Below are 21,313 nucleotides of genomic sequence, written 5' to 3'. Positions count from 1 at the left end.
AGTGGCTCCTTGCTCACGCGCCGCGCGGCGCACTCAGGTCGGCGAGCATCCGATCGACGAAGCTCTCGCACTGCGCGATCTGGTCGAGCTCGATGAACTCGTCAGGGGCGTGCGCCTGCGCGATGTCGCCGGGCCCGCACACCACGGTCGGGATGCCCGCCTGGGCGAAGATGCCCGCCTCCGTGCCGTAGGTGACCTTCCGGTCGCTGGGCTCCCCGCCCCACTCGGCCGCGAGCGCCACGATGTCCGCGTCCGCGGGCGTATCGACGCCGGGTGCCGAGGCGGTGACGACGAGCTCGACGCGGCAGGCGTCGTCGTGCTCGCGCATGGCAGCCTCCAGGCGCCGGCATTCGGCAGCGAACCGCTCCGAGAGCGCCTCGTGGTCGAGCGTCGTCAGCCCGCGGAACTCGAAGTCGACGGTGCACGTGGCGGGCACGGTGTTGATGGCGTTCCCGCCGTCGATGCGGTTGGCGCTCACGGTCGTGTAGGGCACCAGGTAGCCATCGTCGAAGGGACCCCCCTCGCGCATCTCCGCGGCGATGCCGTCGACGAAGCGCACGAGCTCGGCGGCGTGGCTGATCGCGTTCACACCCTGCGGCGCCAGCGACGAGTGGATGGCGACGCCGTGCAGGGTCGCGCGGAAGACGTTCATCGACTTGTGGCCGCGCACGACCCGCATGCTCGAGGGCTCCCCCACGACGCAGCCGCGCGGGCGCAGATCCCTGCGCACGATCTCGTCGACGAGGTCGAACGCGCCGACGCATCCGATCTCCTCGTCGTAGGACAGCGCCAGGTGGATGGGCTCCGAGAGCGTCGCCACAGCCATCTGCGGCAGCTTCGCCAGCACCACCCCGAGGAACGACTTCATGTCGGCGCTGCCGCGGGCATACAGCCGGCCGTCCCGCTCCGCCGGCTCGAACGGCTCGCTGCTCCAGCGCTGCCCGTCGACCGGCACGACATCCGTGTGGGCGGAGAGCACGATGCCGCCCGTGAGCGAGCCGTCGGCGGCCGGGAACGTAGCGAGCAGGTTCGCCTTCGTGCCATCCGCGTTCGGCACGAGCACCGGCTCGATGTCGACCGCGCGCAGCTGCGCCACGACGTGCTCGACGAGTGCGAGGTTCGATTCGCGGCTCGTGGTGTCGAAGCGGATGAGCTCGGTGATCTCAGCCATCGTGGATGCGGAGGGCGAGGCGGTCACGTGTGCTCCTGACGATCGATGCGGTCGGCGGCGACCATGCTCGCACAGCCGCTTGCGAGCATCTCGCATGTCGGGGCGCCGCGATAGACTCGAGAGCGTGAGCACCCCCGTGAATGGCGAAGTGAGCGGCGACGTCGAAGCGCTCTCCTACGAGCAGGCGCGCAACGAGCTCGTGCGGGTCGTCACGGCGCTCGAGTCGGGCGGCGCGTCGCTCGAGGAGTCGCTCGCGCTCTGGGAGCGCGGCAATGCGCTGGCCGACCGCTGCGAGCAGTGGCTGCAGGGTGCGAAGCAGCGACTGGACGCCGCGCGCGGCACGGACGTCGCGCGCTCGACCGAGGCCGCTGCGGCGACGGGCACGCATACGGAGGCTGACGAGGCATGAGCCGCAAGGAGCCGCGCATCGTCGCGGAGCTCGGTCGGCCGGAGACCCCGGACGAGACCGCTGCGCGCAAGGCCGCCGCATCGCGCCGCCACCGCGAGAACCGCAACGTCGTCAACCTGATCGCTGCGCTCGTCGTCTGCCTTGCGGTCGTGCTGGTCATGGTGCTCGTCGTCCTGCGCCCGGATGTGCCCGAGCGCGAGCCGATTGATGTCGCCGGAGCCGCCGGCAGCGCGCAGTCGATCACGGATGAGCCGCTCATCGCCCCGAAGCTGCCGGAGGGGTGGTCGGCGAACGTCGCCGAGGTCCGCACGGGGGCCGACGGCGTCATCACCTGGTACGCCGGCTACGTGACGCCCGACCAGCAGTTCCTCTTCTTCCGCCAGGCGCTCGACGCGAACCCGACGTGGCTCGTGACCGCGATCGAGCAGGCGACGCCGACCGGCGAGCGCACGATCGCGGGGCTCACCTGGACCGAGCACGACCAGCGCACGCTGGAGGATCCGGGCAACCTCGAGTACGTGCTCACGACCGAGCAGGGCGCATCCACCGTCGTCATCGGCGGCACCGCCGACGACGCCGAGCTCCAGACCTTCGCCGAAGCCGTGACCGCAGAGCTCACGAGCGGCGAATAGCCACACGGACGAATCCAGCCAAGCGAAAGGCGCAGCGAAGTGAACGACGTCGACTACCGGATCGAGCACGACACCATGGGCGAGGTGCGCGTGCCCAAGAACGCGCTGTATGCCGCGCAGACGCAGCGCGCGGTCGAGAACTTCCCCATCTCCGGCTCCGGCCTCGAGCCCGCGCAGATCGTTGCGCTCGCGCGGATCAAGCGCGCCGCCGCGATCGCCAACCGGGAGCTCGGCGTGCTCGATGCCCCGATCGCCGACGCGATCGTCGCCGCGGCCGACGAGATCATTGGCGGCGCGCACCACGACCAGTTCCCGGTGGACACCTACCAGACCGGCTCCGGCACGTCGTCGAACATGAACATGAACGAGGTGCTCGCAGCGCTCGCGACGAAGCATCGTGGCGACGCCGAGAGCGCCGTGCACCCCAACGACCACGTCAACGCCTCGCAGTCGTCGAACGACGTCTTCCCGACCTCCGTGCACATCGCCGTCACCGGCGCCCTCATCGAGCAGGCCATCCCCGCCCTCGCGCACCTCGCCGAGGCGCTCGAGGAGAAGGCGGCGCTCTGGGCCGATGCCGTCAAGCCCGGCCGCACCCACCTCATGGATGCCACGCCGGTCACGCTCGGCCAGGAGTTCGGCGGCTACGCCGCGCAGATCCGCTACGGCATCGAGCGCATCGAGGCCGCCCTGCCCCGCGTCGCCGAGGTGCCGCAGGGCGGCACGGCCGTCGGCACGGGCATCAACACGCCGCTCGGCTTCCCCGAGAAGGTCATCGCCGAGATCGCCTCCTCCTCGGGCCTGCCGATCACCGAGGCGCGCAACCACTTCGAGGCGCAGGCGAACCGCGACGGGCTTGTCGAGGCATCCGGGGCCCTCCGCACCATCGCCGTCTCGCTCACCAAGATCACCAACGACCTGCGGTGGATGGGCTCGGGCCCGAACACGGGGCTGGGCGAGCTGCGCATCCCCGACCTGCAGCCGGGGTCGTCGATCATGCCGGGCAAGGTCAACCCGGTGGTGCCGGAGGCCGTGCTCATGGTCTGCGCGCGCGTGATCGGCAATGACGCGACCGTCGCGTGGGGAGGTGCGTCCGGCTCGTTCGAGCTGAACGTGCAGATCCCGGTGATGGGCACCGCGCTGCTGGAGTCGATCCGCCTGCTCTCGAACGCGTCGCGCGTGCTTGCCGACAAGACCATCGTGGGGCTCGAGGCCGACACCGAGCGCGCCGCAGCGCTCGCGGGCATGAGCCCGTCGATCGTCACGCCGCTCAACCGCCTGATCGGCTACGAGGCGGCCGCGAAGATCGCCAAGCACTCGGTTGCGCAGGGCATCACCGTGCGTGAGGCCGTCATCGACCTCGGCTACGTGGAGCGCGGCGAGCTGACGGAGGCCGACATGGACAAGGCGCTCGACCTGCTGTCGATGACGCACCCGGGCGTCGCGAAGTAGCTGAACGGCGCGAACAGCAGCCGAACGAAACGACGAGCCGAACGACGCGACGAACCGATCGACGCGAGAGTCGCCGAACGACGTGGGAGGGGCACCCGCCGATGGCGGTTGCCCCTCTCGCGCTGCTCTCCCCCGGCGCGCCCTCGCACAACGCAAGCCCGAAGCACCGCCCCCGCGGGCGAGCGCAGGGTGCAGCGGCCGGAACCGCGAGTTCCGGGCCGCGAGCTTGCGTTGTGCCCGCGACCCGGCGGCGCCGATCGGCCGCCGCGCCCGGGCAGCCCACGGCGGCGGCACGCTCCGCCTCCCACAACGCAAGCCCGCAGCACCGCCCCAGCGGGCGATCGCAGGGTGCCGCGGGCGGAACCGCAAGTTTTGGGCGGCGAGCTTGCGTTGTGTCCCGTGGCGAGGGAGCCCAGAGGCAGGAGCCGGGAGCCGGAGGCGAGCGGCGGCTACCAGCGGCGGCGGTCGTCGGCGCCCGCGTAGTCGGGCCAGGGCAGCTCGATCGGGGCCTCGAAGTCGGCGGGCAGGAGCGCCGGGCTCGGCTCGGCCGCGACGCGCTCGTCGAACTCGGCCTTTGCCGCAGCCAGGAGCTCTGAACGCGTGAGCAGGTCGAGGAAGGTGCCTGCGACGGTCTTGCCGGCCGTGAGGATCGTCGGCGCGATGGTCTCGGGGATGCCGCCGAGGGCGTTCATCACCCACGCGGGGTACGGCCCCTGACCCTCGACCGACTGCAGGGCCGGGCGCGAGACGTAGAAGCGCACGAGCGGCGCGTAGTGCGACATCTCGACGTAGTCGTCGCTGGTCCAGTTGCGCTGCCAGGCCGGCATGTGCTCGCGGAGCAGCCGCTCGGCCTCCTGCGGCTCGATGAGCTGCTCGGTCTCCGCCAGGAACGGCCGCTCGGCCGGCTCGAGGCCGAGCGAGCGCTGGATCTCCTGCGCGACGCCCACCGCCTCCGCGCCGTAGCTGGGTGCGCCGACCTGCTCGAGGTTGCCGTAGAGGGTCTCCGCCATCACGTGGTTTGTGCGACCGGGGCGGCTCCGCGCTACCCAGCGCTCCTCCATCTCACAGTGACCCATCATGGCCGCGGCTGCCGCGTTGCGATCGAGCACGGCGAGCACGTGCTCGGCCATCTCGATGTCGGGCGTGCGCCACGAGAACTGGATGCGCGCGATGCGCTGCGGCAGGTTGTCGGCCGTGGCCTGGCCGTCGGTGAGGATGGCGTCCGAGAAGCTCCAGCCGCCGGTGGCCGGCAGCATCGAGTCGAGCATCGTGCGCGAGGCCGTGTACATCTGCATGAGCGACACGTTCGCGCCCGGCGCGCGGGCGGCGGAGTGCGAGGCGGGGATGGGCGAGTTCGGATCGGCGCTCGAGACCTGCCAGGTCTCGGGGTGGTCGCAGACGAACGAGTACACCTTCGAGTAGTACGCACCGCACTGCGTGTCCCAGCGGGCCGTGTTGCACAGCGGCAGCATGTAGAACGGGTGGAACGACACGATCGCGTCGGCGTCGTCGTAGTAGCCCCGCAGGCCGTGCACGACCTTCGAGCCGTGCATCTTCTCTGCCGGCTCGCCCGTGTAGTGGAGCGTGCCGGGAATGCCGTGCTCGGTCATCGCGTGCTTGGTGGCGAGCACCCCCGCGAGCGTCGAGATGCCCAGCACCGAGTGCGGGTCGGTGTGGCCGGGCGCGAATCGCGACAGCCCCTCGCGCGGCGACTCGCTCGTGGTCGCTGCCTGGTTGTTGCCCGGCACCGCGTCGTACTCGGCGTACGTCAGCAGCGTGGGGCCCTCGCCGTTCGACCAGCGGGCGCTGAATGCGGTCGGCATGCCGCCCGAGCCGTCCTCGACCTCGAAGCCCTCCTCGCGCAGCCGCTCGACGTACCAGCGCTGCGAGCGGTACTCGCGCCAGGCGGGCTCGGCGAGCTCCCAGATGTGGGTGTGCCACTCGGTGAGCTGCGTCAGGTGCTCGTCGATCCAGGCCTGCGCCGTGGCCTTCGCGTCGTCGGTGAGCTGCATGGTCTTCACTTCTTCCTTGCTGGGTTGTTCACGGATGGATGCGCGTGGCGCAGAGGGCGATCGGGAATCACACGGGCACGTGCGGGGCGGGCATCGGCGACGAGGCCACCGGCGGCGCGGCCACCGGCGTGCCGGGCACGGGCGAGTCCGCACGGCCCGTCTCGAACAGAGAGATCGCGTTCTGGGCCTGGATGCGCACGTACTCCGACTCGGTCCGGCCGGAGAAGTAGGCGATGTGCGGCGTGAGCACGACGTCGTCGCGCCCCAGCAGCGGGTGGTCGGCGCGCGGCGGCTCGTCGGCGAGCACGTCGAGCGCGGCCGCCGAGAGCTGCCGGGCATCGAGTGCCGCCGCGAGCGCAGGCTCGTCGACGAGCGCACCGCGCGAGACGTTCACGAGCACGGCACCGGTCGGCATCGCACGGAGGAACGCCGCATCCACCATCCGCTCGGTCTCGGGCGTCAGCGGCAGGTGCAGCGAGAGCACATGCGAGCGGTCGCGCACCTCGGCGAGACCTGTGCGCTGCACGCCCAGCCGCGCGAGCTCGGCGCGCAGCGCATCGGTGTCGGGCAGCAGCGGATCGAAGCCGATCACCTCGCCGAACAGCGGGCCTGCGAGCCGCGCGAACTCGCGCCCGATCTTGCCGAGGCCGACGATGCCGAGCGTCACCTCGCTGAGCCGCTGCGGGGGCCGCGGTGCCCGGGCGTTCCAGTCGGTCGGGTTCGCGGAGCCGGTGTAGAACCGCAGCTGCCGCACCGCGTGCAGCATGAGCGCGAGGGCGTGGGTAGCGACCTCCTCGGTTGCCGCACCCGGCACGTTCGTGACCACGACCCCGCGCTCGGCGGCGGCCTCGAGGTCGACCATGTCGAAGCCCATCGACATGGTCGCGACCAGCCGCAGCCGCGGCATTGCTTCGAGCATCGCGCGGGTGATCTGCGCATAGCCGTTCAGCAGCACGTCAGCATCCCGCGCACCCCTCACGATCGCCGCAGCATCGCGTGTCCCCAAGATCCGCACCGTGAAACCGGCACGCTCGAGCATCTCGACGCCGAGCGACACGTCGGTGTCGTCGATGTCGGTGTAGACGGCAACGGGTGCGGGCATGCGGTTCCCCTGGGTCGGTCGGCTGCACTCAGGCGGCGAAGGTCGACTGGTCGATGTGGATCAGCTGCAGGCCGCCGGCGGTGACCGCCGCCTGGACGGCCTCGGCCAGCCCCGCCGCATCCGCGACCCGACGGCCGGTGCCGCCGAACGCATCCGCCAGCGCTGCCCAGTCGGGCTGGGCGAGGTCGACGCCGACGGGCGCGATGCCGGCGTCGAGCTCGTTCTGCTTGATCTCCGCATAACCGCCGTTGTCGACCACGATCACGGTGACGTCGAGTCGCTGCTCGACGGCGGTCATGAACTCGTTCACCGAGAACATCAGGGCGCCATCCCCGACCACCGCGACGACGGGCCGGTCCGGCGCGCCGATGCGAGCACCGATCGCTGCCGGCAGGCCGTAGCCGAGGGTCGCGTAGGTGCCCATGTATGCGGTGGAGTTCGGCACGGATGTGCGCAGCACGTTGAGCAGGCCCCAGTAGGCGATCTGCGAGGAGTCGGTCGCGACGATCACGTCCGCCGGCAGCGCCTGCACGATGGCCTCGGCGAGCGCCGTGTTGTCCGCGGAGAGCTCGGTGCACTCGGCGCGCACCCGCTCGAGCGTGGCCGCGACGTCGGCGGCGGCGCCCGCGCGCGGCTCGCCCTCCCCCAGCTGCTCGACGATCGCCGCGAGGGCCGCTCGCGCATCCCCGACGATGCCGACCTCTGCGGCCTGGTTGCGCTGCAGCTGGCTCTCGAGCAGGTCGATGCGGATGACGCTGCCGCGTGCCTCGAGCCGGTCGACCCACAGCTCGGCGTCGCCGAGCTTCGAGCCCACCACGAGCAGCACGTCGGCGTCGCGGGCTTGGTCGCGGGCGGCCGCGAGGCGCAGGTTCGAGCCAAGCGAGAGCGGATGGTGCTCGTCGAGCACGCCCTTGGCGTTGAGCGTCGTCACGACCGGCGCGCCCAGTCGCTCGGCGAGCGCGCGGAGCTCCTTGCCCGCACGGCGCGAGCCACCGCCGGCCAGGATCACGGGGTCGTGCGCGTGCTGCAGCAGTGTCGCCGCCTGCTCGTTCAGCGCGCCGTCGGGCGCGGCCGCCGCCGGGTGCTCGCGGGGCGCGAGCGGGTCGCCGGCGAGCGAGGTCTCCTCCTCGAGCAGGTCGAGCGGGATCTCGAGGTAGACCGGGCGCGGGCGGCCGGTGGCGAACAGCGCGAACGCGTCGTGCACCGCCGCGACCGCCTCCTCGGCGGTCTGCACGCGCCGACCCCACTCGACGATCGCGCTCGCGGCGCTCAGCTGGTCCTTGGTCTCGTGCAGGGTGCCGGCGTCCGCGAACTCCTGCCCGCGGGCGGGGCCGGGCGCGATGAGGATCATGGGGCGCGACTCGGCGAAGGCGGTGCCGGCGGCCGAGAGGGCGTTCAGCAAACCGGGGCCGCTGGTGGTGATGACGACGCCCGGCTTGCCGGTCTGCAGCGACCAGCCGTCGGCGCCGTAGCCGGCGCCCTGCTCGTGGCGGGTCGTGACCGGCCGGATCCCGAGCGCCGACAGCGGCCGGTAGAACTCGAGATTGTGCGTGCCGGGGATGCCGAAGACCGTGTCGATCCCGTAGCCGTGCAGCGTCTCCATCACGACCCATCCGGTCGTGCGCTTCATCGTGGTCTCCATCAGTCCCCCTGTGTTCTCTGGTGCCGCGTCGCGTCGTATCGCCGCGTGCCGTCGACCCAGGTCTCCAGCACCTCGACGGCGGCGAGCTTGTCGCCCGGCACCGCCAGCGGGTCTGCCGCGAGCACCGCGAAGTCGGCGCGCTTGCCGATCGTGAGCGAGCCGAGATCCGCCTCGCGGCCGAGCGAGATCGCGCCCTCGAGCGTGTGCGCCCGCAGCGCAGCCGCCGCGTCGATGCGGAGGCTGTCTGGGCCGAGCTTCGTGCCGCGTCGGGTCACGCGGGTGACAGCCGCCTGCATCGCCTCGAGCGGTCGGGGCTCAGCAACGGGCGCGTCGGACGAGATCGTCACGGGCACACCGGCGGCGACGAACTCGCCCAGCGGGTTGAACCGCTCGCCCGGCGTGCCGATGGCCTGCTCGACGCCCTCGCCCCAGTTGTAGTGGTGCTGCGGCTGGTTCACGGGGCGGATGCCGAGCGTCGCCATGCGAGCGATGTCGCCCTCGGTGGGCAGGCCGCAGTGCTCGATGCGATGCCGGGCATCGGCGTCGGGGTGCTCGGTGAGCGCCACCTCAAGCGCGTCGACGACCATCGTGATCGCCGTCGGAGACTGCGCGTGGGTCGCCGTCTGCAGCCCGGCAGCGTGCGCCTTGGCGACCAGCCCCGCGTACTCGGCGGGCTCGTGGTAGAGCTGCCCCGTGCGGCACGGGTCGCCCACGTAGCCCTCCGGGAAGTACGCGGTCCAGCCGCCGAGCGTGCCGTCGGCATAGAGCTTGATGCCGGTGGCCGAGAGGAAGGCGTTGCCGAAGGGGCCGGTGAGCCCGAGCTCGATCGCCTGATCCAGCAGGTGCGAGAGGAAGTACATCGAGACCCGCATCGAGAGCGCGCCGCGGTCGGCCATCTCGAGCCATGCCGCCATCTCGCGCTTCGAGACCTGGGCATCGCCGATCGCGGTGACGCCGCCGGCGAGGAACTCGCGCTGCACGAGGTCGAGCTGCCGCTGATGCTCCGCGGGCTCGTCGCCGAGGTGGAAGTTCGGCCCATGGTGCCCGATCTTCACGCCGTGCAGGCCCGTGAGCACGTTGCACGCGGCATCCGAGAGCTCCCCGGTGAGCTCGCCGGCGGCATCGCGGAAGAACTCGCCGCCCGCGGGGTTCGGCGTCTCCCGCGTGACGCCGAAGTGCTCGAAGGTGTAGCTGTTCACGACGCCGCCGTGGCCGGAGGCGTTCATGATGTACACCTGCCGGTCGCTGGCGACCCGGTCGAGCTCCTGCCGCGTGGGGTGACGGCGCTCGGCGAGGTTGCGCTGCTCGTAGCCGAAGCCGCGCACCGGCACCCCGGGCGGCAGCCGCTTCGCACCCTCGCGCAGCAGCTCGACGATCTCGTCGATCGTGCCTGCCTTGGCCGGCGAGACGTCGATCCATGTGAGCAGCTGCCCGTACATGAGCGGGTGCGCGTGCGCGTCCACGAAGCCCGGCACGACGGTCGCGCCCTCATGATCGACGCGCACGGCGTCGCGCCCCGCGAGCGCATCCTGCACCTCGTCCACCGTGCCGATCGCTTCGATCCTGCCGCCGCCGATGAGCATTGCCCGTGCCTCGGGCAGCTCGTCGTCGACGGTGAGGATGCGATCGGCCGTGATGAGCGTGAGCGCGGAATCACGGTCGTCGTAGGTGGCGAGGCGGCGCAACTCAGCGCTCCTTGTCGGTGCGGACGGCGGTGGTGTCGAGGCGCGGCTCGAACGACTGGGTCACCGGTGCCTCGTCGGAGTGCTGCGGGGCGAGGTAGGTCGACACCCACGCGATGAGGCCGAGGAAGGCGAACAGCCCGACCACCGCCCAGATGCTGCCCGTGAGCGCGAACAGCCCGGCAGCGGCCACCGGCGACAGACCACCGAAGATCGCCGCGCCCGTGCCGTAGGCGAGCGACATGGAGGTGTAGCGCGACTGCGGGCGGAACATCTGCGACATCAGGGCAGACAGCGGCGCCCAGGTGGCGCTCATCGTGAGGCGGATGGCGGTCACGAGCACGTAGATCATGGCCACGTTCTTGTCGTCGATCGCGAGGATGAGCGGCAGCACGATCAGCACCGACAGGCCGATGCCCAGGTACATCATGAGCTTGCGGCCCCACTTGTCGCCCAGGTACGCGAGCGGCAGCGTGACGATTGCCTCGACGAACGAGGCGACGGTCATGGCGCCGAGGATGATCGAGGCCTCCAACCCCACCGACGGCGATGTCGCGTAGCTCTGCACGTAGGTGGTCGCCAGGTAGTAGCCACCGGAGGCGATGCCGACCATGCCGATGCCCAGCACCATCGGGTACCAGTTGTTCTTCAGCGCGAACACCAGCGGCGTCGACTGCTGACGCTCGTGCACCTTCGCCTCGAACACCGGTGTCTCCTCGACGCGGTAGCGCACCCAGAAGCCGACACCGATGAGCACGACGCTGGCCAGGAACGGCACGCGCCAGCCCCACGTGAAGAGGACGTCGTCACCCATGGCGGCGAGCACCCAGAACGCGCCGGTGGCCAGCAGGGCGCCCAGCGGGTTGCCCAGCTGCGTGAAGCCGCCGTAGAAGGTCTTCCACTTCTCGGGCGCGCTCTCGACCGCGATCAGGCTCGCGCCGCCCCACTCGCCGCCGACGGCGAGGCCCTGCGCGATGCGCAGCACGATCAGCAGCACCACGGCGACGCCACCGATGCTCTCGTAGTCGGGAACGAGTCCGACGAGCACGGTGGCGACGCCCATGAGCAGCAGCGTGATCGTGAGGGCCGGCTTGCGGCCGATGCGATCGCCGATGTGCCCGAAGATGATGGCACCGAGCGGGCGCATGAGGAAAGCCACCGCGAACGTCGAGAAGGACCAGAGCGCAGCGATCGCGGGCTCGGCCTCGGGGAAGAAGACGGTCGGGAAGACGATCGCGGCGGCGGTCGCGTAGACGTAGAAGTCGTACCACTCGATCGTGGTGCCGACGGCGGCGGCGAAGCCCGCCTTGACCGCACGGCGGTGCGGATGTGCGGGCGCCGGGGCGGCGGAGGTGGTCATGGGAGCTCCCTTGCTCATCAGGATCCCGGCGTCTGTCGCACGGCAAGCTGCGGCATGCGCCGGATGCGTCGACCTTAGGACAGATGCGCCACCAGCGCGAGAGCAGGATCACGCGCAGATCCCTGCCGTCTCCAACGATCTGTCAGGCTGGAGCCCCCATCGGTCGGCACTCGGATGCCATACGATGTTTCCGACCGAGCGTCTGCGTCACCATGGGACAGATGCAGGAAGTTGGGGAGCATCGATGGCCACGGCCCACCCGCGCGCATCGCGCGCCACCGACAACGATGCGATCGACGCCGACCTGGTGCGTGCGCTGCAGGAGGACGGCCGCGCGAGCATCAGCGAGCTCGCTGGGCGGCTCGGCGCCTCCCGCGACCTCGTCTCGCAGCGGTTGCAGTGGTTGCAGGCGCACGGCGGGCTGCGCGTGGTCGCCGCGCTCGACCCGAGCGTGGTCGGCCACACCCTGCTCGTGCACACCATGCTCGACGTGAGCGGTCCCGCGCTGCCGGTCGCACGGGAGATCGCGGGCATGAGCGATGCCGTGTTCGTGTCGATGACCAGCGGGGCGCTCCCGGTGGTGGTCGAGTCGCGTCACGGCGGCGTCGAGGAGCTGCACGCGTCGCTCGACGCGATGCGGCGCATCCCGAACGTGCGGCGGCTGCGCGTATCGACGTATGCGGAGGTGCTGCAGGGCTTCTTCGTCTCCGAGCGCCGCGAGGAGGTCACGCTCGACGCGCTCGACCGGGCGCTCATCGCCGAGCTGCAGCGGGATGGCCGGGCCAGCTACCGTGCGCTGGGCGACACCGTGCACCTCGCGCCGTCGTCCGCGCGCGCTCGGGTGCGCAGGCTCGTCGACGCGGGCGTCATCCGCATCTCGGCGCTGAAGTCCGGCGGACCGTCGCGCTCCCGCTTCGCCATCGGCATCGGCATCGCCGTCAGCGGCGATGCGACGCCCGTCCGCGATGCGATCCTCGCCTCCCCGGCGATCGACTTCGCCGCCCGTTCGCACGGCGTCTTCGACTTCATCGCGACCGTGGTGGGCACGGCATCCGCGCCGCTGCTCGACGTCATCGAGGAGCTGCGCGGCATCGAGCAGGTGAGCGCGCTGGAGTCGTGGTCGCACTACGACGTCATCAAGGAGGACTACGCGCGGGCGCTCGGCCGGGTGCTCGCGGTCGGGCCGCGCGCGCCTCAGTAGGGTGAGCGGATGCGCTATCCCGAGGTGAGCAGGCACGAAACGGTCGAGAGCATCCACGGGGAGGCGATCGCCGACCCGTACCGGTGGCTCGAGGACGGCGACTCGGCCGAGACGCGGGCATTCATCGAGGCGCAGAACGCGTTCGCCGAGCCGCTGCTCGCGCAGCTGCCTGCCCGCGACGCCTTCCGACAGCAGGTGACCGCCCTGCTCAAGGCGCCCACGCGAGGCTGCCCGTGGCTGCGCGAAGGCCGTGCCTTCGCGTGGCACAGCGATGGCCAGAACCAGCCCCTGCTCGTGGTCGCCGACTCGATCGAGGCACTCGACGGTGCCGGCGACGGGCCGCGCGTGCTGCTGGACCCGAACGCGCTCTCGAGCGACGGCACGGTCGCGGTGACCATGGCGAGCGTCTCCCCCGACGGTGCGCTGCTCGCCTGGGGCGCGGCCGACGGCGGCTCGGACTGGCGCACCATCCGCATCCGGGATGTCGCAACGGGTGAGGATCTCGCCGACGAGATCGGGTGGACGAAGTGGAACGGCGCCGTCTGGTTCGACGACCGCTCCTTCAGCTACTGGGCGTACGACGCGCCGACCGGCGACGCGCTCACGGACGAGATGGGCGGCGGTCGCCTCAAGGGGCACGTCGTCGGCACCGACGTCGCCGACGACGTGGTCCTGTGGACGAACCCGGAGCAGCCGCGCATGTTCGCGCGCCACTGGCCGCGCGACGACCATTGGTTCGTGCGTTCGACCGACACGGGCGCGTCGAGCGGCAACGACCTGGCGGCGGGTCGCACCGGGGACGACGCGCTGACGCAGCTCGTCGAGGGGCACGAGCACGAGTGGAACGCGATCGGCATCCGCAACGGCCGCCTCTACGCCGTCACCGACGAGGGCGCCGCGCGCTACCGGCTCGCCGCCTTCGAGCTCGACACCGGGCACCGGTCAACGGTCATCGCCGAGCACCCCGAGGACGTGCTGCTGGACGCCTCCCTCACCGCCAGCGGCCTCGTGCTGGAGTACTCGCACGACGCCAGCCACCGCATGCAGCTGGCGACCTTCGACGGCGAGCTGGGCGACGACGTGCCGCTCGGCGACGGCATCTCGATCACCGGCTCCGAGGCGAGCTCCGACTCGAGCACGGTGCTCGCGAGCACCGCGAGCTTCGTCGACCGCGGCACGCGCCACGTGCTCGAGGTCGACGGCGCGAGGCTCGTGTCGCATCGCACGCTGCCGACGCCGGGACCGGCCGCGCCCGCCGCGACGACCACGCGCATCCGCACGGCCTCCACCGATGGCGCCATCGTGCCCGCGTTCCTCGTGCGCCCCGAGGGCGACGACGGGAGCACGGCGCGCCCGACGCTCATCTGGGGCTACGGCGGCTTCAACATCCCCATGAACCCGGGGTTCCGCGCGGTGCTCGCCGCGTGGGTCGCGGCCGGTGGCGTGCTCGTGGTGCCGAACCTGCGCGGCGGCGGCGAGTTCGGCTCCGAGTGGCACAAGGGCGGCACGAAGGAGCGCAAGCAGCAGGTCTTCGACGACCTGTTCGCGATCGCCGAGCACCTGGTGGCGACGGGCGTGACGACGAGCGAGCAGCTCGCGCTGCACGGCCGCTCCAATGGCGGCCTGCTCGCGGGTGCGGCGCTCACCCAGCGGCCCGAGCTCTGGGCGGCGGTGCTGCCCGGTGTCGGCGTGCTCGACATGCTGCGCTTCCACCGCTTCACGATCGGCTGGGCGTGGGCGAGCGACTACGGCGACCCGGACGAGCCAGAGGCTTTCTCCTACTTGCGCGAATACTCGCCGCTGCACCGCGTGCGCGAGGGCGTCGCTTATCCGCCGACGCTCATCACCACCGGCGATCACGACGACCGCGTGGTGCCGGCGCACTCGTTCAAGTTCGCAGCCGAGCTGCAGCGGGCGCAGGCGGCGTCGGGCTCGGATGCGCCGGTGCTGCTCTCGGTCGACACCCGTGCGGGCCACGGCATGGGCAAGCCCGTCGACGCCGCGGCGCTCGAGTTCGCCGACCAGCTGGCCTTCGCGGCGCACCACACGGGGCTGCGGGTCGCGGATCCAGCGCTGCAGGCCGGGCCTCGCCCGTGAGCTGGACGCACGAGCTCGCCGCGCTCTGGGACGACGAGTCGATCGACGAGCTCGAGCGGGTCGAACGCATGGCCCTGCTCGCCCCGAGCGCCCCGCATCCGGCGCTCGGCCTGTTCGAGCTCGCGAGCGCGCATGACGGAGCCGGCCTCGAGTCCGAAGCAGCCGCGCTCTATGAGCAGGCTGCCGCCGAGGGCCTCGCCGAGATCGACCCGGACCTCGATGCCCATCGGCAGATCCAGCACGCCTCCACGCTGCGCAACCTCGGCCGCGTCGACGAGGCGCTCACCATGCTGCGCGAGGCACCCGAGCATCCCGAGGTCGGCGCCGCACGCGATGCCTTCATCGCGCTCACGCTGCACGACGCGGGACGCCACGCCGAGGCGCTGCGCGTCGCACTCGAGGCGCTCGTGCCGACGATGCCGATGTACCGGCGGGCGCTCAGCGGCTACGCCGTGATGCTGACGGAGGAGACCGCGTGAGCGGCACCGAGTGGCAGCTGCAGGTCGACGCGCTCTGGGCGCGGTTCGATGCCGCCGACGCCGATGAGGCGATCGCCGCCATGCGGGTGCTGGCGGACGCGTATCCCGGCACGGACGGACGCGCCGCATTCGAGCTCGCGGGGATGCTCGACTCGCACGGGTTCGAGCACGAGGCGGAGCGGGAGTACGAGCGGGCGCTCGCGCTGGGGCTGGATGCCGAGCAGCACGCGCAGCTGGCCGTGCAGTACGGCTCGACGCTGCGCAACACCGGTCGTCTCGACGATGCGATCGCGGTGCTGGAGGCGGCCCCGACGCATCCGTCGACCGGCGCAGCGCCACGCGTGTTCCTCGCCCTCGCGCTGCATACGGCCGGACGTCACGACGAGGCGATGCGCGTCGTGGTCGAGGCGATCGAGCCGACGCTCCCCCGCTACAACCGGTCGGTGCGCAACTACGCGGCCGCGCTCACCGACCCCGAGCCATCCCCCGACGCCCCGTAGCCGCGATCGCCGCGCCCCGGCGAGCTCGCTTTCGCCCCGGCACCACGCACCCCGCGTGACACGTCGGCCGCCGACGCGCTCCGGCCGACGCGTGTCAGGTTGTCGCTGCGATCGAGCGAAGTTTCAGCAACAAGTTGACACGCGGCAACTCGCGCGGCGGCGGAGGCGAGGCGGGCGGCGGAGGCGAGGCGGGCGACGGAGGCGAGGCGGGCGACGCGGGCGCGGCGACGCGCGCGACGCTCGCGTCACGCGAGGCGAAGCGCAGCGCCCACGGCCGCGAGTGCGTGGCCGACCAGCAGCCAGGGGCCGAACGCCACGGTGCGGTGCCCCACGGCCAGCGCAACCACGCCCACGACGCCGCCGACGATCACGGATGTCGCGAGGCCCACGAGCGGCACCGACCAGCCGAGCGTCGCGCTCGCGAGCGCCAGCGCCGTGCCCAGCTTGACGTCGCCCATCCCCATGCCGCCGGTCACGGCCATCACCAGCAGGATGACGCCGCAGCCGAACGCGACGAGCAGCGAGAGGTCGCCCGTCAGCAGCCGCGCGACACCCGCGAGCGCGCCGAGCAGCAGCAGCGGGAGCGTGATCGCGTTCGGCAGTCGCCGCTCGAGGGTGTCGATGCGCGCGAGGGCAGGCGCGAACGCTGCGGCTGCCGCGAGCGGCACGATCGCGATGGCATCCCAGCCCACGGTCGCGAGCAGCACCGCGACGACCGAGGCGAGCGGGATGCCGAGCAGGTCGACGGCGCGCAGCCGCACGGGCGGCGACGGCCCAGCGAGCTCGCTCGCCGTCGCCTCGGTCGCGGTGGTCACGCGCGCCACGGTAGCCGGGATCGCGACACCCGCGGCAGCGTTCTCCACAGCTCACCGCCGACGTGCGACACGCCCGGGATGCATTCTTTCGAACCTGCTGCAACCGATCCGGGCGCTCGCCGCGATATGGGGGTAGGACGGCGCACACCGCGTCGCACAAATCGAGGAGACCATCATGAAGCGCAAGCTCGCGATCGGCGTTGGCGCCGCAGTCGCCCTGTCAGCGTTCGGCGCCGTACCCGCCATGGCCGCCGAGGGCGACGCCACGGTGTCGGTCCTGCACGGCGTCCCCGGCCTCACGGTCGACGTCTACATCAATGGCGAAGAGGCCATCAGCGACTTCGAGCCCGGCACCCTGACCGACCCGATGATGCTCGCGGCCGGCTCGTACGACATCCAGGTCTTCGCCGACGGCGACACGCCTGACTCGGCCGACCCGGCGATCGAGGCCATGGGCGTCGAGGTGCCCGCATCCGCCAACCTGACGCTCGCCGCACACCTCTCCGAGAGCGGCGACCCGATGCTCTCGGCATTCGCGAACAGCACCGAGCCCATCGAGGCTGGCCAGACGCGCGTCACCGTGCGCCACCTGGCGGCGGCTCCCGCCGTCGACGTGCGTGCCAACGGCGACGTCATCGTCGAGGGCCTCACCAACCCGAACGAGGCTTCGCTCGACACCGCTGCTGGAATGATCACGGCGGATGTGGTGCTCGCAGGCACCGAGGACGTTGCAATCGGCCCGGCCGACCTCGACCTTGCTGAAGGCGTCAACACCATCGTGACCGCCTGGGGCAGCGCTGCAGACGGCAACCTCGAGCTCGCGGTGCAGACCGTCGACGCACACAGCACCCCCAGCGGCGTGCCCTCCGGTCTCGGCGGCGCCGCCGACGAGCGCGGGCTCGGCATCGCCCTGGCCCTGGCCGGCGTGCTCGGCCTCGGCCTGATCGCGACGCGCACGCTGCGTCCCGCACGGGAGCGCAGCTGACCATGCGCACCAACCGAGGGCTCTCGTCGCGTGCATCGCGGCGGGAGCCCTCGGGCGTGCGCGCGCGGGGCCGCCTCATGATCATGGTCGCGCTCGCGGCGCTCAGCACCGCGGCAGTCGTGACCGGCCTCGTGCTCGTGACGAATTCAATGGCACCCGCCTCGCTCGAGCAGCCGACCGCTGCCGCTCCGCTCTCCACCCCCACACCAGAGGCGTCGGAGCCCGCCGTCGCAGCAGTGCGATCGAGCGCCGACGTGCCGACCAGCGTCGGGGCGCGGGATGCAGCACCCGCCGCCCCCGCCACGGTCGACCCACCCGCATCCGTGCGCGTGCCGTCTGTGGGGCTCGAGCTGGGCGTGGTGCCCGTCGGGGTCAGGGACGACGGCCAGATGGATGTCCCCGACCTCGTCACCGAGCTCGGCTGGTACCGCTACGGCCCGGCTCCCGGCGCCGACGACGGCTCGGCGGTGCTCGCGGCACACTTCGACAGCAACATCGGAGCCGCCCCGATGGCCTCGGTGCTGCGCGCATCCACTGGCGACACCGTCGAGGTCACCACAGCGTCCGGCGAACTGCTGCTGTTCCGCATCACGGCGATCGAGCAGATCACCAAGGCAGAGCTGCCGCTCGAGTCGCTCTTCGCCCGAGACGGCGAGCACGCGATGCAGCTCGTGACCTGCGGCGGCGAGTGGGATGCGGCCGCGGGCGCATACGAGGACAACATCGTCGTGACCGCCGTCCCGGTTGAGTCGTGAGCGGTGACGACGATGCTACGTTCGACGCGTGGTGACCGAGGATGTCGAGGGGGCGCGCCTGAGCGCGGCCTTCGCCGCCGATCCGTCGCCAGAGGTGCTGCGGCTCGTGTACGAGCGCTGGGGCGGGATGATCTACGCGATCGCACTCCGGGCGATGGCGCAGCACGACGCAGAGGACGTGGTGCAGCAGACCTTCGTCTCCGTCTGGCGATCGCGCGAGTCCTACGATCCCGACGCGGGACCATTAGGAGCGTGGATCGTCGCCATCGCACGGCGCCGGATCGCGGACCACTGGAGAGCCCGCTCGCAGCACGAGCTGGCGACCGAGCCCGAGGTGCTCTCCGCGGTGCTCGAGCAGGGCGCGGGAGATCCCGTGCTCGACTCGGTCGCAGACGCCCTCACGGTGCAGGAGCAGCTGGAGCGCATCGGCGAGCCGCAGCGCACCATTGTGCGCCTCGCCGTGATCGAGGATCGCTCGACCGCATGGATAGCCGAGACGCTCGCGATGCCGGTCGGCACCGTGAAGAGCCACTTGTCGCGCGCACTGCGCCGACTGCGAGACCGTTGGGAGGAGTCGCATGGAGCACCTGTCGAATGAGCAGCTCACCGCGCTCGCCCTAGGCCATGAGGCGGAGCACGCGCACGCGGCGACGTGCGGGGCATGCCGTGCCGAGATCGCATCGCTCCGCCATGCCGCCGATCGCTATCGCGCCGCCGACGTGCCCGCCCTCGCTCCACCCGCCGGGATCTGGGATCGCATCGCGGCCGACATCGCGGAGTCCGAGGATCTCGAGGAGACCGAGGATGCGGCGGCACCGGTTGAGCCCGCCGCGGGCGTGGCTGACGAGCCCACGCCCGCACATCGCGAAGCATCCCACGTCGTCCGCCGGCGCCGGCGCCGCTTCAGCGGGGGCGCACTGCTGGCAGCCTGCGCCGCGTCGGCAGCGGTGGCGGCATCGGTCGCGGTGCTGCTCGTCTCCCAGTTGGGCGCCGACCCTCGAACGACCGACGTCGCCAACGCCGTGCTCGATCCGCTCGAGTCGAGCGTGTCGGTCGCGCCTGCCCGCGCCGAGATTGTGGAGCGCGACGGCCAGCGCCTGCTGATCGTCGATGCCGACGCGCTGCCCGAGGTGGACGGCTACCTCGACGTCTGGCTGCTCGACGAGCAGGCGCAGCAGATGGTGAGCCTGGGCGTCATGGATGCGGAGTCGACGCAGCTCACGCTCCCGCCGGGGCTCGACCTCGCGACCTACCCCATCGTCGACGTCTCGATTGAGCCGAACGACGGCGATCCGACGCACTCGGGCAACAGCATCTGGCGGGGCGCCCTCGACCTCTGACGGTTCGCACGCTCGATCTCCGAGCGTCCTGGGCTCCCGCGCGCCAAGCACCGCAGGACGTTCCGGGTCGTGCGGTCGATCGTTCCGTCACGAGCCGGACCAATCGGAAGTCGGGAGCGCTCCGAAGACCTCGTGAAGGGAGGGAGACGCATGCTGCACCTGTCGGACGATGCCATCACGGCGCTCGCCTTGGGCGCACCCTCCGATCGGAGCGCGCACCTCGAGCGCTGCGGCGCGTGCGCCGACGACGTCTCCTCGCTGCGGCGAACGGCCGAGCGCGTCCGGAGAGCGCTCGCCGAGCCAGCGGATCCGCCTGCGGCAGTCTGGGAGCGGATCCTGCGCGAGGTCGTCCCGCACGAGTGAGACGACGCCTTCGCCCGCCTCCTGCGGCGAGAGCGCGGGCCGCGATTCCAGCGCCACGCGTGGCTGACGAGGAGCCCCAGCGCCGCGCATTCCTCCGCCGTCACGCCCGCCCGGGCGGCACACGTCACGCCCGCGCTGGCGGCACACCTCGCGAACGCGCTGGCGGCCGCCGCCGCGCTCAGCGATGCGGCCAGGCCTCCACCGCGCGGTGGATGCTGGCTCGCGTGGATGCCGTCACGGGCTCGACGAGCTGCAGCTGCGGCTCACGCGCCTGCCTCCCGCCCGTGGGCCACCGCCACGTGCCGACGGCTCGCCCGTCGACGAGCACGACAGGCTTGAAGACGCCGTTGCCGCCCGGCACCATCGCCTGGAGCATCCGGGCGCTCGCTGTGTGGGACCGGTCGCGGTAGCCGAGGACCCATTCGTCGAAGCCGGGGATGAGCCGAACGCCGCTGCGAGCACCGGCGGCGGCATCCGAGGCCCGCAGCATGGGTGCTCCATCGACGAGCACGGGCTCGAGACCGGGCGCGCTCGCGAGCGATGCGCGCACGAGCAGCTTGGGCAGGCCGCTCCACCATGCGACGTCCTCGACGGCGGTCGGTCCGCGAGCCGCGACGCAGCGGCGCAGCGCGTCGGTGAGCGCCGCGTCGGGGTCGGCAACCGGCGGTGCCCCGCCGCCGAGCAGCAGCTGCTCCTCCCCATCGAACGGTCCGAAGCGCACGAGGCCGTCGAGCGCATGCAGCGCGAGCAGGTGGTAGCCGCGGCCGGCAGCGGTCTCGATGCTGGCGGCGTCCCACGCCGCGAGCAGCGACCGGCGCGAGCGGGGACCGCCCGCCAGGTGATCGGTCAGCGCCTCCGCCGAGCGCCGCGCGGTGCGCTCGTCGATGCCGCCGTCGGTGCACATGCGCCATTCCTGCCGCCGCATCCGGGGCGCGACGGCAGCGTGGAGTGCCGCGAGGTCCGGCGGCGTCGCGACGAACAGCGTGCCGCGCATCGCCCAGGAGCGTACGAGCTCGCCGCGGTCGAACGCTGCTCGCACCTCGGCGAGCGTCGTGCCGGGCGCCGAGCGCACCGCGATCGCGCGCAGCACCTGCGCTAGATCCTGCCCCTGCATGGCCACCATGCGGTGCACGACGTCGGCGGGCGTCCGCCGCGCAGCGGTGCCGCTCGCCGGGCCGCCTGCTCTGCTGGCGCCGCTCACGCCCTGCGCGAGCAGGCGCAGCCGCCGTGCTTCCGATCGCGTCATCTGGAGCATGGCGCAACGCTACCGGCGGCGGCCAACGCCGAGCCGACCGCGCGAAGCGGACCCGAGATCG

The 21,313-nt window shown here is 71.9% G+C and carries 20 protein-coding genes; 12 read left to right on the top strand and 8 right to left on the bottom strand.

Going from position 1 to position 21,313, the window contains the following annotated elements; all coding sequences use genetic code 11:
• Window positions 1-13 precede the first annotated feature (13 nt).
• On the bottom strand, window positions 14-1,198 hold the full coding sequence (gene argE / locus ACJJVL_RS04305) for an acetylornithine deacetylase (RefSeq protein WP_405217081.1): 1,185 nt from the start codon (window positions 1,196-1,198) through the stop codon (window positions 14-16).
• Window positions 1,199-1,295: 97 nt separating this feature from the next.
• Here argE and ACJJVL_RS04300 point away from each other — a divergent pair, with 97 nt between their 5' ends.
• From ACJJVL_RS04300 to ACJJVL_RS04290, 3 genes are read left to right on the top strand one after another with little or no spacing between them, the layout of a single operon-like run.
• Window positions 1,296-1,580 (top strand): exodeoxyribonuclease VII small subunit, encoded by a 285-nt coding sequence (locus tag ACJJVL_RS04300; RefSeq protein WP_405217080.1) that lies wholly within the window; start codon window positions 1,296-1,298, stop codon window positions 1,578-1,580.
• Complete coding sequence (locus tag ACJJVL_RS04295; protein ID WP_405217079.1) at window positions 1,577-2,212, top strand: DUF4245 domain-containing protein; 636 nt, start codon at window positions 1,577-1,579, stop codon at window positions 2,210-2,212. Before ACJJVL_RS04300 ends, ACJJVL_RS04295 begins: the two co-directional genes overlap by 4 nt.
• A 39-nt stretch (window positions 2,213-2,251) precedes the next feature.
• The gene (locus ACJJVL_RS04290; RefSeq protein WP_405217078.1) at window positions 2,252-3,664 is read left to right on the top strand and encodes a class II fumarate hydratase; all 1,413 of its coding nucleotides are present in this window, start codon (window positions 2,252-2,254) and stop codon (window positions 3,662-3,664) included.
• Window positions 3,665-4,113: 449 nt separating this feature from the next.
• Here the strand turns inward: ACJJVL_RS04290 and ACJJVL_RS04285 are convergent, their stop codons facing one another.
• The 5 genes from ACJJVL_RS04285 to ACJJVL_RS04265 all read right to left on the bottom strand — a co-directional run bounded on the left by ACJJVL_RS04285 (window position 4,114) and on the right by ACJJVL_RS04265 (window position 11,462).
• On the bottom strand, window positions 4,114-5,676 hold the full coding sequence (locus ACJJVL_RS04285) for an amidohydrolase (protein ID WP_405217077.1): 1,563 nt from the start codon (window positions 5,674-5,676) through the stop codon (window positions 4,114-4,116).
• Between the two features lie 67 nt (window positions 5,677-5,743).
• Window positions 5,744-6,778 (bottom strand): C-terminal binding protein, encoded by a 1,035-nt coding sequence (locus ACJJVL_RS04280; protein ID WP_405217076.1) that lies wholly within the window; start codon window positions 6,776-6,778, stop codon window positions 5,744-5,746.
• A gap of 28 nt (window positions 6,779-6,806) precedes the next feature.
• A complete protein-coding gene (locus tag ACJJVL_RS04275; RefSeq protein WP_405217075.1) occupies window positions 6,807-8,420 on the bottom strand; it encodes a thiamine pyrophosphate-binding protein in 1,614 nt (537 codons plus the stop codon).
• On the bottom strand, window positions 8,420-10,105 hold the full coding sequence (locus ACJJVL_RS04270; RefSeq protein ID WP_405217074.1) for an amidohydrolase: 1,686 nt from the start codon (window positions 10,103-10,105) through the stop codon (window positions 8,420-8,422). The genes ACJJVL_RS04275 and ACJJVL_RS04270 overlap by 1 nt, the downstream gene beginning before the upstream one ends.
• Window position 10,106: 1 nt before the next feature.
• Complete coding sequence (locus ACJJVL_RS04265; protein WP_405217073.1) at window positions 10,107-11,462, bottom strand: MFS transporter; 1,356 nt, start codon at window positions 11,460-11,462, stop codon at window positions 10,107-10,109.
• Window positions 11,463-11,706: 244 nt separating this feature from the next.
• Between ACJJVL_RS04265 and ACJJVL_RS04260 the strand changes: the two genes are divergently transcribed.
• From ACJJVL_RS04260 to ACJJVL_RS04245, 4 genes are read left to right on the top strand one after another with little or no spacing between them, the layout of a single operon-like run.
• Window positions 11,707-12,663, top strand: a complete 957-nt coding sequence (locus ACJJVL_RS04260; protein ID WP_405217072.1) for an Lrp/AsnC family transcriptional regulator — start codon at window positions 11,707-11,709, stop codon at window positions 12,661-12,663.
• A 9-nt stretch (window positions 12,664-12,672) separates the two neighbouring features.
• Window positions 12,673-14,760, top strand: a complete 2,088-nt coding sequence (locus tag ACJJVL_RS04255) for a prolyl oligopeptidase family protein (RefSeq protein ID WP_405217071.1) — start codon at window positions 12,673-12,675, stop codon at window positions 14,758-14,760.
• Window positions 14,757-15,239 (top strand): tetratricopeptide repeat protein, encoded by a 483-nt coding sequence (locus tag ACJJVL_RS04250; RefSeq protein WP_405217070.1) that lies wholly within the window; start codon window positions 14,757-14,759, stop codon window positions 15,237-15,239. Before ACJJVL_RS04255 ends, ACJJVL_RS04250 begins: the two co-directional genes overlap by 4 nt.
• Window positions 15,236-15,739: a tetratricopeptide repeat protein gene (locus ACJJVL_RS04245; RefSeq protein ID WP_405217069.1), complete on the top strand. Its 504-nt coding sequence runs from the start codon at window positions 15,236-15,238 to the stop codon at window positions 15,737-15,739. Before ACJJVL_RS04250 ends, ACJJVL_RS04245 begins: the two co-directional genes overlap by 4 nt.
• A 245-nt stretch (window positions 15,740-15,984) precedes the next feature.
• Here the strand turns inward: ACJJVL_RS04245 and ACJJVL_RS04240 are convergent, their stop codons facing one another.
• Window positions 15,985-16,554: a prepilin peptidase gene (locus ACJJVL_RS04240; RefSeq protein ID WP_405217068.1), complete on the bottom strand. Its 570-nt coding sequence runs from the start codon at window positions 16,552-16,554 to the stop codon at window positions 15,985-15,987.
• A 175-nt stretch (window positions 16,555-16,729) separates the two neighbouring features.
• Between ACJJVL_RS04240 and ACJJVL_RS04235 the strand changes: the two genes are divergently transcribed.
• From ACJJVL_RS04235 to ACJJVL_RS04215, 5 genes are all read left to right on the top strand, one after another.
• Window positions 16,730-17,539: a DUF4397 domain-containing protein gene (locus tag ACJJVL_RS04235; protein ID WP_405217067.1), complete on the top strand. Its 810-nt coding sequence runs from the start codon at window positions 16,730-16,732 to the stop codon at window positions 17,537-17,539.
• Between the two features lie 2 nt (window positions 17,540-17,541).
• A complete protein-coding gene (locus tag ACJJVL_RS04230) occupies window positions 17,542-18,294 on the top strand; it encodes a class F sortase (RefSeq protein WP_405217066.1) in 753 nt (250 codons plus the stop codon).
• Between the two features lie 28 nt (window positions 18,295-18,322).
• Window positions 18,323-18,892, top strand: a complete 570-nt coding sequence (locus ACJJVL_RS04225; RefSeq protein WP_405217065.1) for an RNA polymerase sigma factor — start codon at window positions 18,323-18,325, stop codon at window positions 18,890-18,892.
• A complete protein-coding gene (locus tag ACJJVL_RS04220; protein WP_405217064.1) occupies window positions 18,873-19,634 on the top strand; it encodes an anti-sigma factor in 762 nt (253 codons plus the stop codon). The genes ACJJVL_RS04225 and ACJJVL_RS04220 overlap by 20 nt, the downstream gene beginning before the upstream one ends.
• A 150-nt stretch (window positions 19,635-19,784) precedes the next feature.
• Window positions 19,785-19,997, top strand: a complete 213-nt coding sequence (locus ACJJVL_RS04215) for a hypothetical protein (RefSeq protein WP_405217063.1) — start codon at window positions 19,785-19,787, stop codon at window positions 19,995-19,997.
• 178 nt (window positions 19,998-20,175) lie between these two features.
• Here ACJJVL_RS04215 and ACJJVL_RS04210 read toward each other — a convergent pair whose 3' ends face one another.
• Window positions 20,176-21,252 carry a winged helix DNA-binding domain-containing protein gene (locus tag ACJJVL_RS04210; RefSeq protein WP_405217062.1) on the bottom strand — a complete coding sequence of 359 codons (1,077 nt, stop codon included), beginning with the start codon at window positions 21,250-21,252 and terminating at the stop codon, window positions 20,176-20,178.
• Window positions 21,253-21,313: the final 61 nt, after the last annotated feature.

Source organism: Agrococcus sp. Ld7 (genome assembly GCF_045064095.1).
GTDB lineage: Bacteria > Actinomycetota > Actinomycetes > Actinomycetales > Microbacteriaceae > Agrococcus.
Note: the sequence above shows the minus strand (reverse complement) of the source record. Positions and strands in the feature narration are given on the sequence as shown.